Origin of the sequence: Aeromonas sp. XH, from assembly GCF_033348475.1 — a bacterium.
In the GTDB taxonomy this organism is placed as follows: Bacteria; Pseudomonadota; Gammaproteobacteria; order Enterobacterales; family Aeromonadaceae; genus Aeromonas; species Aeromonas sanarellii.
On the sequence record NZ_CP137630.1, the window covers coordinates 3,729,225 to 3,741,426 of the forward strand.

General features: G+C 64.8%; 15 protein-coding genes. 4 read left to right on the forward strand and 11 right to left on the reverse strand.

What is annotated here, in order from left to right; genetic code table 11:
* Positions 1-27: 27 nt before the first annotated feature.
* From R2B70_RS17145 to R2B70_RS17170, 6 genes are all read right to left on the reverse strand, one after another.
* Positions 28-963 carry a LysR family transcriptional regulator gene (locus R2B70_RS17145; RefSeq protein WP_042079313.1) on the reverse strand — a complete coding sequence of 312 codons (936 nt, stop codon included), beginning with the start codon at positions 961-963 and terminating at the stop codon, positions 28-30.
* An 82-nt stretch (positions 964-1,045) separates the two neighbouring features.
* Positions 1,046-1,582, reverse strand: a complete 537-nt coding sequence (locus R2B70_RS17150; RefSeq protein WP_216991616.1) for a glutathione peroxidase — start codon at positions 1,580-1,582, stop codon at positions 1,046-1,048.
* A gap of 59 nt (positions 1,583-1,641) precedes the next feature.
* Positions 1,642-2,205 (reverse strand): NnrU family protein, encoded by a 564-nt coding sequence (locus tag R2B70_RS17155; protein WP_216991615.1) that lies wholly within the window; start codon positions 2,203-2,205, stop codon positions 1,642-1,644.
* Positions 2,206-2,417: 212 nt separating this feature from the next.
* Entirely contained in the window at positions 2,418-3,551 is a 1,134-nt protein-coding gene (locus tag R2B70_RS17160; protein WP_318162063.1) for a glycerate kinase, read from the reverse strand.
* Positions 3,552-3,560: 9 nt separating this feature from the next.
* Positions 3,561-4,823, reverse strand: coding sequence for a GntP family permease (locus tag R2B70_RS17165; RefSeq protein ID WP_318162064.1), 1,263 nt, complete (start codon positions 4,821-4,823; stop codon positions 3,561-3,563).
* A 119-nt stretch (positions 4,824-4,942) separates the two neighbouring features.
* Positions 4,943-6,058: a sugar diacid recognition domain-containing protein gene (locus R2B70_RS17170; RefSeq protein ID WP_318162065.1), complete on the reverse strand. Its 1,116-nt coding sequence runs from the start codon at positions 6,056-6,058 to the stop codon at positions 4,943-4,945.
* A gap of 196 nt (positions 6,059-6,254) precedes the next feature.
* Here R2B70_RS17170 and R2B70_RS17175 point away from each other — a divergent pair, with 196 nt between their 5' ends.
* The 3 genes from R2B70_RS17175 (at position 6,255) to R2B70_RS17185 (ending at position 7,994) form a co-directional block, all read left to right on the forward strand.
* Positions 6,255-6,629 carry a YacL family protein gene (locus R2B70_RS17175; RefSeq protein ID WP_209793640.1) on the forward strand — a complete coding sequence of 125 codons (375 nt, stop codon included), beginning with the start codon at positions 6,255-6,257 and terminating at the stop codon, positions 6,627-6,629.
* 50 nt (positions 6,630-6,679) lie between these two features.
* Positions 6,680-6,970 carry a hypothetical protein gene (locus tag R2B70_RS17180; RefSeq protein ID WP_042079320.1) on the forward strand — a complete coding sequence of 97 codons (291 nt, stop codon included), beginning with the start codon at positions 6,680-6,682 and terminating at the stop codon, positions 6,968-6,970.
* 193 nt (positions 6,971-7,163) lie between these two features.
* On the forward strand, positions 7,164-7,994 hold the full coding sequence (locus tag R2B70_RS17185) for a CPBP family intramembrane glutamic endopeptidase (RefSeq protein WP_318162066.1): 831 nt from the start codon (positions 7,164-7,166) through the stop codon (positions 7,992-7,994).
* Positions 7,995-8,072: 78 nt separating this feature from the next.
* Here the strand turns inward: R2B70_RS17185 and R2B70_RS17190 are convergent, their stop codons facing one another.
* The 5 genes from R2B70_RS17190 to R2B70_RS17210 form a co-directional block, all read right to left on the reverse strand.
* The gene (locus R2B70_RS17190; protein ID WP_042079322.1) at positions 8,073-8,492 is read right to left on the reverse strand and encodes a DUF4426 domain-containing protein; all 420 of its coding nucleotides are present in this window, start codon (positions 8,490-8,492) and stop codon (positions 8,073-8,075) included.
* A 4-nt stretch (positions 8,493-8,496) separates the two neighbouring features.
* Positions 8,497-8,805, reverse strand: coding sequence for a DUF167 family protein YggU (yggU, locus tag R2B70_RS17195; RefSeq protein ID WP_042079323.1), 309 nt, complete (start codon positions 8,803-8,805; stop codon positions 8,497-8,499).
* Positions 8,805-9,356, reverse strand: coding sequence for a YggT family protein (locus R2B70_RS17200; RefSeq protein ID WP_209793643.1), 552 nt, complete (start codon positions 9,354-9,356; stop codon positions 8,805-8,807). Before R2B70_RS17200 ends, yggU begins: the two co-directional genes overlap by 1 nt.
* 24 nt (positions 9,357-9,380) lie before the next feature.
* Positions 9,381-10,205, reverse strand: coding sequence for a pyrroline-5-carboxylate reductase (gene proC, locus R2B70_RS17205; protein ID WP_318162067.1), 825 nt, complete (start codon positions 10,203-10,205; stop codon positions 9,381-9,383).
* A gap of 200 nt (positions 10,206-10,405) precedes the next feature.
* Positions 10,406-11,107, reverse strand: a complete 702-nt coding sequence (locus R2B70_RS17210) for a YggS family pyridoxal phosphate-dependent enzyme (protein WP_042079326.1) — start codon at positions 11,105-11,107, stop codon at positions 10,406-10,408.
* Positions 11,108-11,146: 39 nt separating this feature from the next.
* Here R2B70_RS17210 and tapT point away from each other — a divergent pair, with 39 nt between their 5' ends.
* Positions 11,147-12,181 (forward strand): type IVa pilus ATPase TapT, encoded by a 1,035-nt coding sequence (gene tapT, locus R2B70_RS17215; RefSeq protein ID WP_042079327.1) that lies wholly within the window; start codon positions 11,147-11,149, stop codon positions 12,179-12,181.
* The last annotated feature ends 21 nt before the right edge of the window (positions 12,182-12,202 follow it).

Genomic DNA, 12,202 nt, shown 5'->3' on the forward strand with positions numbered 1-12,202 from the left:
CAAGCCAGCGTTCTTGCATGGAAACGATCATTCCTCCAGGCCGGACAATTTGCCCCCGAGCCAGGGGGCCAACCGCTGCGCCCAGTAGGGCTCGGGTCCGAAGCACTCCTTGAGGAAGTCGATGAAGAGGCGGATCTTGGGGTCCAGATGCTCCCGCCTGGCATAGACGGCGTGCACCGCCATCTTCTGGTTCGGTTGCCACTGGGGAAGCAGGGGGATGAGCTGGCCGGACTGCAACTCCTTGTCCAGCAGGTAGTTGGCCACATAGGCGATGCCGAGCCCGGCCAGGGCGGCGTCCCGCACCGCCTCCGCCAGATCCACCCGGTAGTTGCCCGCCACCTGCACCGTCTGCCGCTCCTTGCCCTGGCGAAACGACCACTCGTGGTAGCGCCGCTCCCGGCTCTGGTAGGTGATGCAGTTGTGGCGGGCCAGATCCCTGGGATGCAGTGGCGTGCCGTGACTCAGCAGATAGTCCGGCGAGGCCACCAGCACGAAGCCGATGTCCGCCAACCGCTGCCCCACCAGGGCCTCAGGCTTGTCCTCGTAGGTGGTGATCCAGAGATCCAGCCCCTCGTCCACCAGGTTGGTGCGGTGATCGAACAGGGACACCTCCAACTCCAGATCCGGGTAGCGCGCCTGAAACGCCTTGAGCCGCGGGATCACGTGCAGTCGGCCGAAGGACTGGCCCACCCCCAGGTGGAGCACGCCGCTCACCTTGCCGCGGCGCTCCGCCACCATGGATTCCGCCTCCAGCGCCACCGCCACCAGAGCGCGGCAGTGGCGGGCATACTCCTGACCCAGTTCGGTGAGCGCGAAGCGGCGGGTGGTGCGCTGCACCAGCTGGGCCCCGAGCGCCGTTTCCAGCAGGGCGAGCTGCTTGCTGATGTGGGACTTGGAGACCCCGAGCCGGCGTGCGGCCGCCGAGATACCCTGCTCGCGGACCAGGGCGTCGAAGATCACCATTTGGGGAAGACGTTGCAGCACGGCATAACCAGGGTGGATGGCGGGGCCCCATTATTCCAGAGCCGCCCGCCGTGGGATAGGGTCAGCGCCCGAGCGCCTCGAGGATCTGCCGCTTGAGAGGGTCGTCGGCCGGATTCTGGTTGGCGCCATAGCTCGCAATCAGCTTGCCATCGCGGTCCACCAGGTATTTGTGGAAGTTCCAGTTGGGGGCGTCACCGTCGGCGGCGGCCGCCAGCCCCTTGAACAGGGGCACCGCATCCGAGCCCCGCACCGCCACCCGGTTGAACATGGGGAAAGTCACCCCGTAGTCGCGCCGGCACACATCGGCGGTCTTGTTCTCGTTGCCCGCCTCCTGCCAGAAGTCGTTGGAGGGGAAGCCCAGCACCATCAGCCCCTTCTCCTTGTAACCCTGGTAGAGCGCCTCCAGATCCCGGAACTGGCCGCTGTACCCGCAGTAGGAGGCGGTGTTGACCACCAGCACCACCTTGCCCTCGGTCAGCCGGCAGAGGTTGTGGCGCTGGGTGCTGTTGAGCTCCCGCATCTCCACGTTGAAGTAGTCGGGGCAGGCGGCGGACGCCGCGCCCGAGCCGAGCAACAACAGCAGGGTGAACCATTTCATCGACGTGACTCCTCGCGTTTTCTCCATCATACGCAAGATCCCCGAACCTGGTTCAGGGATCAGTGCAGCGGGATCCCGGTCAGCCAGCCGTGGCCCCAGAAGATGAGCAGGGCCGTGAGGGCCAGTCCCGCCCCCAGGCTGATCCCGGTCCCCTGCCAGCTCGCCTCGGGCCGCGGCTTCTGCTGCCAGTCCCGCACCGAAATCCAGACGATGCTGACCAGCGCCCAGAGGCCGATACCGCCGAACAGCACCAGGGAGCGGGCCTCGCTGTTGACCGCCAGATGGGCCCCCGACCAGAGCAGCACCCCGAGCAGTTGGGGATGCACCAGCCAGCGCCGGAAATGGTTCGCGCCCTGGCCTGCGCACAGCAGGATCAGCGAGACGGGCATGGCCGCCATCACCAGAGTCGGCCCCCAGGGAGGCAGGAAATAGAGCGGCAACGGGCTGGCGCTGCGCCAGCCGGCGAGGATGCAGCCGATGGCGACAAACACCAGCAGCGAGAAGAGCCCCTTGTAGCGGTTCTCCCCCAGCCGCTCACGCAGACGGGCGCGATGGGTCGCGGCGAAACAGGGATAGAGGTGCGTCAGGGCAAACAACACTACCCCCAGGGTCAGCAGGATCATGGGTTGTTCCTCAAAGATGGCTCCTCGCAATAATGAGATCACTATGCCGCAAAGCCCCTCGCCAGAATACAAAAACCATATAAAAGACAGCGGGATAATAAAAAAGCCGATCCTGGGATCGGCAAGGTGCGTCAGAAGGTCTGCCGCGAGGCAGCCACATCCGCTACACGGGGCTGGGTGTGGCCGGCGCGTCGCGCCGGCCAGGAGAGGGGCTATTTGCGCAATAGATAGAGGGCGGCCACGTTGCGGGCCGTGAGCTGCAGGTTGGTGTTGGCGGTGGCCAGCGCCTCCGGCAGGGACATGGCGCGGTTGACCACGGCGAACACCGCATCGAGCCCGTGCTCATGCACCACGCCGCAATCATCGGTGAGGCAGCCGGCGATGCCGATCACCGGTTTGCCGAACCGCTTGGCACAGCGGGCCACCCCGATGGGCGTCTTGCCGTGGATGCTCTGGCTGTCGATGCGCCCCTCGCCGGTGATGACGAGATCCGCGTCGGCCACTGCCTCGGCCAGTTTCAGGGCTTCGATGACGATCTGGATGCCGGGCTTGAGCTCGGCGCCGAGCAGGCCCACCAGGGCGGCGCCCATGCCACCGGCGGCCCCCGCCCCCGGGATCTCCCTGACCTGCTTGCCGAGCGCCTGCTCGATGCAATCGGCGTAGCGGGCCAGGTTGGCGTCCAGCTGCGCCACCATCCCGGGGGTCGCCCCCTTCTGCGGGCCAAACACCGCAGAGGCCCCTTTCGGACCGCAGAGCGGATTGTCCACGTCGCAGGCCACCTCGATGTGGAGCCCGGCCAGGCGAGGATCCAGTCCGCTCAGGTCTATGGTCGCCAGCTCAGCCAGACCGGCGCCCCCCGACTCGATGGCAGAGCCATCGTCCTTGAGCAACTTGCCGCCGAGGGCCTGGATCATGCCGGCGCCGCCGTCGTTGGTGGCGCTGCCGCCAATGCCGAGGATAAGGTGAGTCACCCCCATCTCCAGCGCCGCCAGGATGAGCTCGCCGGTGCCAAAGCTCGAGGTATGCAGGGGATTGCGCCGCTCGGGTTCCACCAGATGCAGGCCGGAGGCGGCCGCCATCTCGATGACGGCCCGCTCGCCATCCCCCAGCAGACCGACGAAGCCCTGCACCCGGTTGCCGAGGGGGGCGGTCACCTCCACCGGCAGGATGCGGCCGCCGGTGGCGTCCACCAGGGACTGCACCGTCCCCTCGCCGCCATCCGCCATGGGCAGCTTGACGTAGGTGGCATCCGGCAGCACCTGCTTGAAACCGGCCTCGATGGCATCGGCCACCGCCATGGCACTGAGGCTCTCCTTGAATGAATCCGGGGCGATCACAATTTTCATATCAGTTCCTTAGGCGAGACCGAACACGCCAAACATCAGGGTGGAGACCGCGGCTATGGTCAGGCCGACGGCGGTTTCGTAGGGGATGAGCTTGAGCCGCTCGCTCACGCCCATGTGGACGCTGCCCCCGGTGGCGTGGAAGAAGGAGCCGTGGGGCATGTGGTCGAACACGGTGGCCCCGGCGTGGATCATGGCGGCCCCCGCCAGGCTGCTGATGCCGAGCTCGATCAGGGTGGAGCTGAACACGTTGGAGGCGACGACGGTACCGGCGGTGGTCGAGGCGGTGGCGAGCGACATCAGGGCACCGGAGATGGGGGCCAGCAGGTAGGAAGGCAGACCGGAGGCGGTCAGGCCGCTGATGAGCACGTCCTTGAGACCGGAGTTGGCGATGATGCCCGCCAGGGTACCGGTACCCAGCAGCATGATGGCGACCGGCGCCATGCGGGCCAGGCCCGAGACCGCAAACTGGTTCACCTTGCCGAACTTGCCCATCATCAGGGCGCCCACCAGACCGCCGAGGGGCAGCGCGATCAGCGGATCCACGACGATACCGGCCACAGGACGCAGGGCCAGCAACAGGATGGCGACCAGGGGGGCGCTGATGGCGGCGGCAAAGCCGGGCAGCTTGCTGCCATCGAAGCTCACCACCTCGTCGGCCGCGACCTTGCTGCCCCTGTTGTTCAGGCGCTTGGCGAGCCAGTAGGCCATCACCAGGCCGAACAGACCCGGGATGATGCCGGCTGCCATCACAGAGGTGAGGGGCAGGTGGAAGGCGTCGGACGCGGCGATGGCGTTGGGATTGGGAGACATGACGTTGCCCGCCTTGCCGCCGCCTATCATGGCCAGCAGGATGGCCGCCTTGGAGAGATCGGCACGGCGGGCGATGGCGAGCGCTATGGGGGCGACCGTGATGACGGCCACGTCCACGAAGACACCGACCGCGGTCAGGATCAGGGTGGCCAGCGCCAGCGCCAGCAGGGCCCGGGTCTCGCCGAGCTTCTTGACTATGGTCTCGGCGATGGTGGTGGCGGCGCCCGATTCGATGAGCACGCCCGCCAGTACCCCCGCCGCCAGGATCCGCATCACCGCCGTGGTGATCCCCTGGGCGCCGCCGATCATCAGGGCGACGGTCTGGGTCAGATCGGCCCCGCCGATCAGGCCGCCGGCCAGGGCGCCGACTATCATGCCGTAGGCGGGCGGCACCTTCTTCAGGATGAGGAAGATGGCGATGGAGAGCGCGGCGAGAGCGCCGAGCGCGGATACAGGGATCATGACGGGCACCTTTTGTTGTAATGAGTGGCCGCCATTATGGGGATCCCGGGCCGGAATGCTTTGGTCAGAAAGCCAAACTTTTCGCTGCCATCCCGATTGTTTTTGTTCAATCGAACAAATCAGCCGTCGAGATTCAGGCCGAGATAGAGCAGGAATTTGTCGTCTAACTTGTTGAAACTCAAGCCTGTTATCTGCTCTATCCGGGTCAGCCGGTAGCGCAGGGTGTTGGGATGGATGAACAGGGCTTCGGCACAGGGATGCAGATCACAATCCTGCAAGAAATACTGGCGCAGCGTCTTCTGCAGTACCCCCTTGGCGTCCTCCCTTGCCAGCCTGAGCAGGGGGGCGCGCAGCTGATCCGCCTGCCAGGAGTCCGCCAGGCTGCCGAGCAGCACCGGCAGCCGGTAATCCTCGAAGAAGTAGACCTGCTTGCGCGGCGCCTGGCGCATGCCCCGGCGCAAGGTGTCCCGCGCCGTCTGGTAGGAGAGCGCCAGCCCTTCGATCCCGGCGAAGTAATCACCCACCCCGATGCGCACCCGAAAGTGGGGGATACGGGTCAGCAACTGCCTGATGCGGCTGCGCTCCTGCGCCGACTGCCAGACGCCGTCACTGAGCTGGGCCGGTTTGAGCACCACTATCTCGTCCAGGCCGTTGATAGCCACCAGGTTGTCCCGCTCCGGATTCTCCAGCAGATGCACCAGTTCCCGCAGACGGGCGGGCTCCGCCTCCTCCAGCGCCAGCACGGCCACCACCCTGGGCTGGGCCAGATCCAGCTCGAGGAAGCGGGCCGCCTGCTGCAACTGATCGGCCCGCCCCTCGCCGCGAATGAGCTGCAGCACCAGCTCCTCCTTGTGGCGCTTGTCCCACTGCAACTGCTCGGTGAGCGCCGCCTGCTCCAGGATAAGCTCGGCGGTCATGCGCACCAGCTCGGCGTAAGCACGAACGATGTCCGGATCCCCCGAGATGCCGATGACCCCGAGCAGCTCCCCCTGATAGGCGATGGGCAGGTTGATGCCGGGCCTCACCCCCTTGAGCTGCCGGGCGGTGGCGTCGCTTATCTCCACCACCCGGTTCTCGGTCAGGGCCAGCACGGCCCCCTCGTGGCGCTGGTGCAGCCGCTCCGGGTTGCCGGAGGCGATGATCAGGCCCCGCTCGTCCATCACGTTGACCGAGAACGATAGTATCTTCATCGCCCTGCTCACTATCTGCCGGGCCAGGGTCTCGTTTAACTGCATAACATCTCCAACACGGGGGCCGGGCTGGTTGTAAAGTGCCGGCGCCGGGGCAAAGATCCCACATCTTCAAGACAAGTGCGGGGGGGATCGCTAGAATAGGCCACTTTACGCCATCTGTGCCCCGCCCTGGATCAGGGATCCGGCGTCATGCCGCACCGTGGCAGGGTGGCTCCACCCATCCGGTATGGACTCCGCTATGGATTATGAATTTCGCCGCGACCCGTTCGGTGGCTATCGCGCCCGGTTCTCCATGGGCCACGAGGCCATAGGCCAGTGGCTGATCGACGAAGTGGGCAAGGACGAGGAGAAGCTCGACGAGCTGTTCGCCATCATCGACCAGCTCTCCGGCCGGACCCGCACCGAATATCGGCTGCTCGGCGGCGACTACTCCCTGCTGCTGACCCACGAGGAGGCCGAGGTGAAGGCCAATGTCCTCAATATCGAGCAGGACGAGGATCTCGACGATCTCGCCTACTACGATGATGAACAGCTGGCCATGTGCGGGCTGGAAGACTTTGCCCAGGTGCTTGTCTCCTGGCGCGCCTTTATCCGCAACGAGGATATGGGCTGATCTCTCATATTTCGGGCGAGCATGCCCATTGCAACCCAACAGGATTGACTATGTCTATTTACGATTTTGATGACGAACTGCCGGAAGACGAACAGGATCAACCGAAGAAAGCCGCCCAGCCCAAGAAGAAGGGCAAGCAGGTGCTGAACACCCAGGTCAACCTGAGCCCCCGAGACGCCAGCCGCCTGAACGGCATGCACGTGGAGGCCATCACCACCCTGGACGACGTCAGCCTGCCGAAGAACGTGATCTTCAAGGCCGGACTCATCGCCCTGGGCGAGCTGGAAGCGAGCAAGCGTGCCGACATCATCGCCCGGGTCATCGCCGAATCCGGCCGTTAATCTGGCTTGGGCCCCGTCAGCCTGGCCACCACCTCTCCCCAAAGCCGGAGCCTCAGCTCCGGCTTTTTATTGTCCAAGCCGGTCAGAACCCTCGGCAAGATAGTGCATCCAGGGCTCCGACCAGTCCATTGCGCCTTGTGCAAGAGGAAGCAGCTCGTTAAGGTGCGCCCCTTGGAACCAACAAGGAGACTCAATGCTGCCACTTCCCGATGCCCTGATCTGGGCCGCCCTTGCCCTGGCCGTACTGCTCTGCCTCGCCCGCCAACGCACACCCGGCCTTATCCTGCTGGGCATCGCCCTGCTCGGTGCCCTTGCCCTTGGCCGCATCACGCCTCCGGCCCTGCTAATCAGCCTCACCGGACTGCTGCTGGCCTGGCAGACTCCCAGCCTGCCGCCACCCTGGCGCCCGATGGCCCTCGCCCTGGTGCTGCTCGGGGCCGTAGCCCTGACCCTGCATCTCGTCCCGGGGTTCAGCAATCTGAAGGTGCTGGACCAGGTGCGGGCCGGCCCCGCCAGCGTGCCGTTCAACATGTACCTCAATCTCGACAAGCCGCTGATCTTCTTCGGCCTGTTGCTGGCCTGGCCCGCGCTGCCGGGTCCGGGTGGTCCCCTGCGCTGGCGCCCGCTGGCCCTGCTGCTGTTGCCGCTGTCGGCCCTGCTCATCACCGCCTGGCAACTGGGGGCCCTGAAACCCGAGGTGGGTCTGCCTCACTGGTGGTGGCTGTTCGCCCTCAACAACCTGCTGTTCACCTGCGTGGCGGAGGAGGCGCTGTTCCGGGGCTTTCTCCAGCAGGCCATCACCCGGCGCACCCGGGTCTGGCTGGGCATTCTCATCGCCAGCCTGCTGTTCGGGGTGGCACACCTGGCCGGCGGCCCGCTGCTGGTGTTGTTCGCCACCCTGGCGGGCGCCTGCTACGGCCTGGCGTTCCACCTGAGCGGGCGGCTCGGCGTCGCCATCCTGCTGCACTTCCTGTTCAACTTCGCCCACCTGGCCCTGTTCACCTATCCGCTGGCCAGCCGCTAAGCCTTGGGGAACGGCGCCCAGCGGATAAAAAAATGCCCCGCACCGGGAGGTGCGGGGCTGCTTGTCAGCACCAAAGTGCTAGTCCACATAGAAGGTCTGCTGGAAGCTCAGCGTCTGCTGCTGCCCCTCCCCCATGATCGTCAGGGTGAACTGGTAGGTGTCCTCGTTGCGGTAGGGCAACACTGCCAGGTAGTAGATGGAATCCCCCTCCTTCACCTCCTGGAAGCTCAGGGTACGGATGGTGCCGGTGAGGTTCTTGGCCTCCCCGCTGATCCCCACTGCCTGCGCCACCCCCTGCTTGTTCTGCACCGCGATGTTGACGATGCCGTTGTAACGGCTGCGCTCCAGACCATAGGCCTTGGCCACCTCGGGGGTGAGGAAGCTGGAGTTGAAGGCGCTGTAGTGCACCTGCCAGGGGCCCAGCTCCTTCATCTGTTCGGCCCGCAGTGGCAACGTCATCAAGAGCGCCAGCAGGCAGCTCATCCAGACTGTTTTCATGATGTCATCCTTCTCGTGTTCCACTCTCCAGCAGGGCGGCGATCTCGGCGGGGATCTGCTTCGGCGCCTCGATGGCAACCGTCTTGTGGCGACCCAGCTCTCCCCGCACGATGCGAACCTGCCCCTTGGCCACCTTGCACTGCTTGGCCAGATACCTGATCAGGTGACTGTTGGCCTGGCCATCCACCGGCGGCGCCGTGATGGCCACTTTCAACTCGTCCCCGTGCAAACCGACGATCTGATCCCGGCTCGCCTTGGGCTGGATCATCAGATGCAATACCAGCTCGTCCCCTTCCAGCAGGACGGCGGGCATCAGATCATCCACCACAGCTGACCAAACAGATCCCCCAACAGATAGTTTATGGCCTGCAGCGCGATGAAGGCGACCAGCACGGAGAGATCCAGCCCTCCCAGGGCGGGCAGGATGCGGCGGATCGGTGCCAGGAAAGGCTCGGTCAGCTGGTGCATCACGTATTCGATGGGGTTGCGACCCTGGCTGACCCAGCTCAGGATGGCGCGGATCAGCAGGATCCAGAAGATCATGGAGCCCGCCTTCTTCAGCACGGTGAGCAGTGCAAACAGGCTGAGGGTCAGCCAGTCTGTCAGCAGCACGTTCATGCTCTTGAGCAGCGCCAGCTTGGCGAAGGCGATGAGCAGCGCCAGCAGCACCGAGGCCATGTCCAGCCCGCCAAAGCCGGGAATGACGCGGCGCAGGGGCACCACCAGGGGATTGGTCAGCTTGACCACCATCTGGCTCATGGGGTTGTAGAAGTCGGCGCGGGCCCACTGCAGCCAGACCCGCAGCAGTACCACCATGAGGTAGAGATCAAAAACCGTGTTAATCAAAAAGTAAGCCGTGTTCATCCGGGCTCCTTACTAAAAGAGGGTTCAAAAAAGGGTTTCCATCTCGCCGGCCCGGGTAACGGCCGCCTGCATGGCTCGCGCGGTCAGCGCCATCAGCCCCTGCTCCTGGAAGGTCTTGACGGCCTCGGCCGTGGTCCCCCCCTTGCTGGTCACCTGCTCCCGCAGGGTCTGCAGGGAGAGAGCCGGGTTCTGCTCCACCATGGCGGCGGCGCCCAGCGCCGTCTGCTGCACCAGCAGCCTGGCCTGTTCGGGGGAGAAGCCCATGGCCTCCGCCTCTTCGGCAATCGCCTGCATGAACAGGAAGAAGTAGGCCGGGGCACTGCCCGCCGCCGCGATGACGCCGTTGATGCCGGACTCCTGCTCCACCCAGAGGGTCTTGCCCACCGCCTGCATCATCTGCTCGGCGAAGTCGCGATCGGCCTGCTCGATGCCGGGCGGCGCGTAGAGCCCCGTCATCCCCAGCCCCAGCAGGGAGGGGGTGTTGGGCATGGTGCGGATGATGCGGCCATGGCCTCCCGCCATCTCCTGCAAACGCGCCACCCTGATGCCGGCGGCGATGGAGACGAGCAGCTTGCCCGCCAGCGACCCGAGTTCGGCCACCAGCGTCGTCAGCATGCCCGCCATCAGCTGGGGCTTGACCGCCAGCACGATCACCTCGGCCTCACGGGCCGCCTCGGCATTGTCCTGGGTGACGCGAATGCCAAACCGGCTGGCCAGCTCGTCCAGCTTGGGACGGCTGGGGTTGGCGGCGATGATACGATCGGCCGGGTAGCCGGCCTGGACGAGGCCGGCAATGATACTGCGGCTCATGTTGCCTGCGCCGATAAAGGCGAGAATTCTATGCTGCATCCTGGACTCCTGCTGATGAAATGGCTGCGAAGCCCGGCATGCCCGCCCCGATAAAGACGAGGGTTCTCTGCTGCATCAAACACTCCTGTTGCTGACAGCGCTGCGGATGCCCGTTCTGACCGCCCTGGGCCGGCAATGGCATCAAACGCTCCTGTTGCCTGAAAAAAGCGCAAGCCCCGCCTGACATCGCGGGGGCCTGCTCATGAATAGTCGCGGGCACCGAAGATGGCGGTACCGACCCGCACCATGGTGCTGCCATGGGCGATGGCGGGCTCGAGATCCTCGGTCATGCCCATCGAGAGGGTATCGACACTCGGGTATTGTTGCGCAAGCTCGGTGAACAGAGCCTGCATGCGTGCCATCTGGGCGGCCAGCACCGCCTCGTCACGGGTGTGCTCGGGGATCGCCATCAGGCCGCGCAGCACCAGGCGTTCACTCCGGGCCACCAGAGCGGCCAGGCGGAAAATCTCTTGCTCCGACGTACCGGATTTGCTGCTCTCTCCGCTAATATTGATTTGCAGACAGATATTTAGCGGCGCCAACCCGGCAGGACGCTGGTTGTTGAGACGCTCGATGAGCTTGTCGCGATCGACGCTTTGCACCCAGTCGAACCGCTCCGCCACCAGTTTGGACTTGTTCGATTGCAGCGGGCCGATAAAGTGCCACTCTATGTCTGTGCAGGCGGCCTGCTCACGCAGGGCATCTATCTTGAGGGCCGCCTCCTGGGCGTAGGATTCGCCGAAGCGCCGCTGACCGGCGGCATAGGCGGCCTGGATGTCCACCAGCGGCTTGGTCTTGCTGACCGCCAGCAACTGGATATGATCGGCGCCACGGCCGACGCGTCGTGCAGCCTCTACAATACGTTCCTTTACCTGAAGCAGGTGCTGGGCAATCTGGCTCATATTTCGTTCGTGATCTTGTGATGGGAGAATAACAAATCTATGGATATCACAGAGTTATTGGCATTCAGTGTAAAGCATAAGGCCTCGGATCTACACCTCTCCGCCGGGGTCCCTCCGATGATCAGGGTTGACGGGGAGGTTCGCAAGATCAATTTGCCCGCCCTGGATCACCGGGAAGTCCACGCCCTCATCTACGACATCATGAACGACCACCAGCGCAAGGAGCTGGAGGAGAACTTCGAGGTGGACTTCTCCTTCGAGGTGCCCGGCATGGCGCGCTTCCGGGTCAACGCCTTCCAGCAGGCGCGGGGCTCGGGCGCCGTGTTCCGTACCATTCCGAGCACAGTCCTGACCCTGGACGATCTGGCGGCACCCGAGATATTTCGCAAGATAGCGGAGTTTCCCCGCGGCCTAGTGCTGGTGACAGGGCCGACCGGTTCGGGCAAGTCCACCACCCTGGCGGCCATGGTCGACTACATCAACGACAACTTCCACCACCATATCCTCACCATCGAGGATCCCATCGAATTCGTGCACGAGAACAAGCGCTGCCTAGTCAACCAGCGGGAGGTGCACCGCGACACCAAGAGCTTCAGCAACGCCCTGCGCTCGGCCCTGCGGGAAGACCCGGACATCATACTGGTGGGGGAGATGCGCGACCTCGAGACCATCCGCCTCGCCATGACGGCGGCCGAGACCGGCCACCTGGTGTTTGGCACCCTGCACACCTCGTCGGCGGCCAAGACCATAGACCGTATCATCGACGTCTTCCCCGGCTCGGAGAAGGACATGGTGCGTTCCATGCTGTCCGAATCCCTGCGGGCGGTCATCTCCCAGACCCTGCTCAAGCGGATCGGGGGTGGCCGGGTGGCGGCCCACGAGATCATGATGGGCATTCCCGCCGTGCGCAACCTCATCCGGGAGGACAAGGTGGCCCAGCTCTATTCCGTCATCCAGACCGGGATGACCCACGGCATGCAGACCATGGACCAGAGCCTCAAGCAGCTGGTCAACCGGGGGATCGTCGCCGCCCTCGACGCCAAGGCCAAGGCGGTCGACCCCAACACCATTTAAGCTTGCACACCCAAGGAGATG

What these genes read in the sequence shown, in the direction of transcription:
- R2B70_RS17160 (WP_318162063.1), bottom strand. Translation starts at nt 3,551, where the DNA reads ATGAAAATTGTGATCGCCCCGGATTCATTCAAGGAGAGCCTCAGTGCC.
- R2B70_RS17155 (WP_216991615.1), bottom strand. Translation starts at nt 2,205, where the DNA reads ATGATCCTGCTGACCCTGGGGGTAGTGTTGTTTGCCCTGACGCACCTC.
- R2B70_RS17200 (WP_209793643.1), bottom strand. Translation starts at nt 9,356, where the DNA reads ATGAACACGGCTTACTTTTTGATTAACACGGTTTTTGATCTCTACCTC.
- R2B70_RS17165 (WP_318162064.1), bottom strand. Translation starts at nt 4,823, where the DNA reads ATGATCCCTGTATCCGCGCTCGGCGCTCTCGCCGCGCTCTCCATCGCC.
- R2B70_RS17170 (WP_318162065.1), bottom strand. Translation starts at nt 6,058, where the DNA reads ATGCAGTTAAACGAGACCCTGGCCCGGCAGATAGTGAGCAGGGCGATG.
- yggU (WP_042079323.1), bottom strand. Translation starts at nt 8,805, where the DNA reads ATGCCCGCCGTCCTGCTGGAAGGGGACGAGCTGGTATTGCATCTGATG.
- R2B70_RS17145 (WP_042079313.1), bottom strand. Translation starts at nt 963, where the DNA reads ATGGTGATCTTCGACGCCCTGGTCCGCGAGCAGGGTATCTCGGCGGCC.
- R2B70_RS17185 (WP_318162066.1), top strand. Translation starts at nt 7,164, where the DNA reads ATGCTGCCACTTCCCGATGCCCTGATCTGGGCCGCCCTTGCCCTGGCC.
- R2B70_RS17190 (WP_042079322.1), bottom strand. Translation starts at nt 8,492, where the DNA reads ATGAAAACAGTCTGGATGAGCTGCCTGCTGGCGCTCTTGATGACGTTG.
- R2B70_RS17210 (WP_042079326.1), bottom strand. Translation starts at nt 11,107, where the DNA reads ATGAGCCAGATTGCCCAGCACCTGCTTCAGGTAAAGGAACGTATTGTA.
- R2B70_RS17175 (WP_209793640.1), top strand. Translation starts at nt 6,255, where the DNA reads ATGGATTATGAATTTCGCCGCGACCCGTTCGGTGGCTATCGCGCCCGG.
- R2B70_RS17180 (WP_042079320.1), top strand. Translation starts at nt 6,680, where the DNA reads ATGTCTATTTACGATTTTGATGACGAACTGCCGGAAGACGAACAGGAT.
- R2B70_RS17150 (WP_216991616.1), bottom strand. Translation starts at nt 1,582, where the DNA reads ATGAAATGGTTCACCCTGCTGTTGTTGCTCGGCTCGGGCGCGGCGTCC.
- proC (WP_318162067.1), bottom strand. Translation starts at nt 10,205, where the DNA reads ATGCAGCATAGAATTCTCGCCTTTATCGGCGCAGGCAACATGAGCCGC.
- tapT (WP_042079327.1), top strand. Translation starts at nt 11,147, where the DNA reads ATGGATATCACAGAGTTATTGGCATTCAGTGTAAAGCATAAGGCCTCG.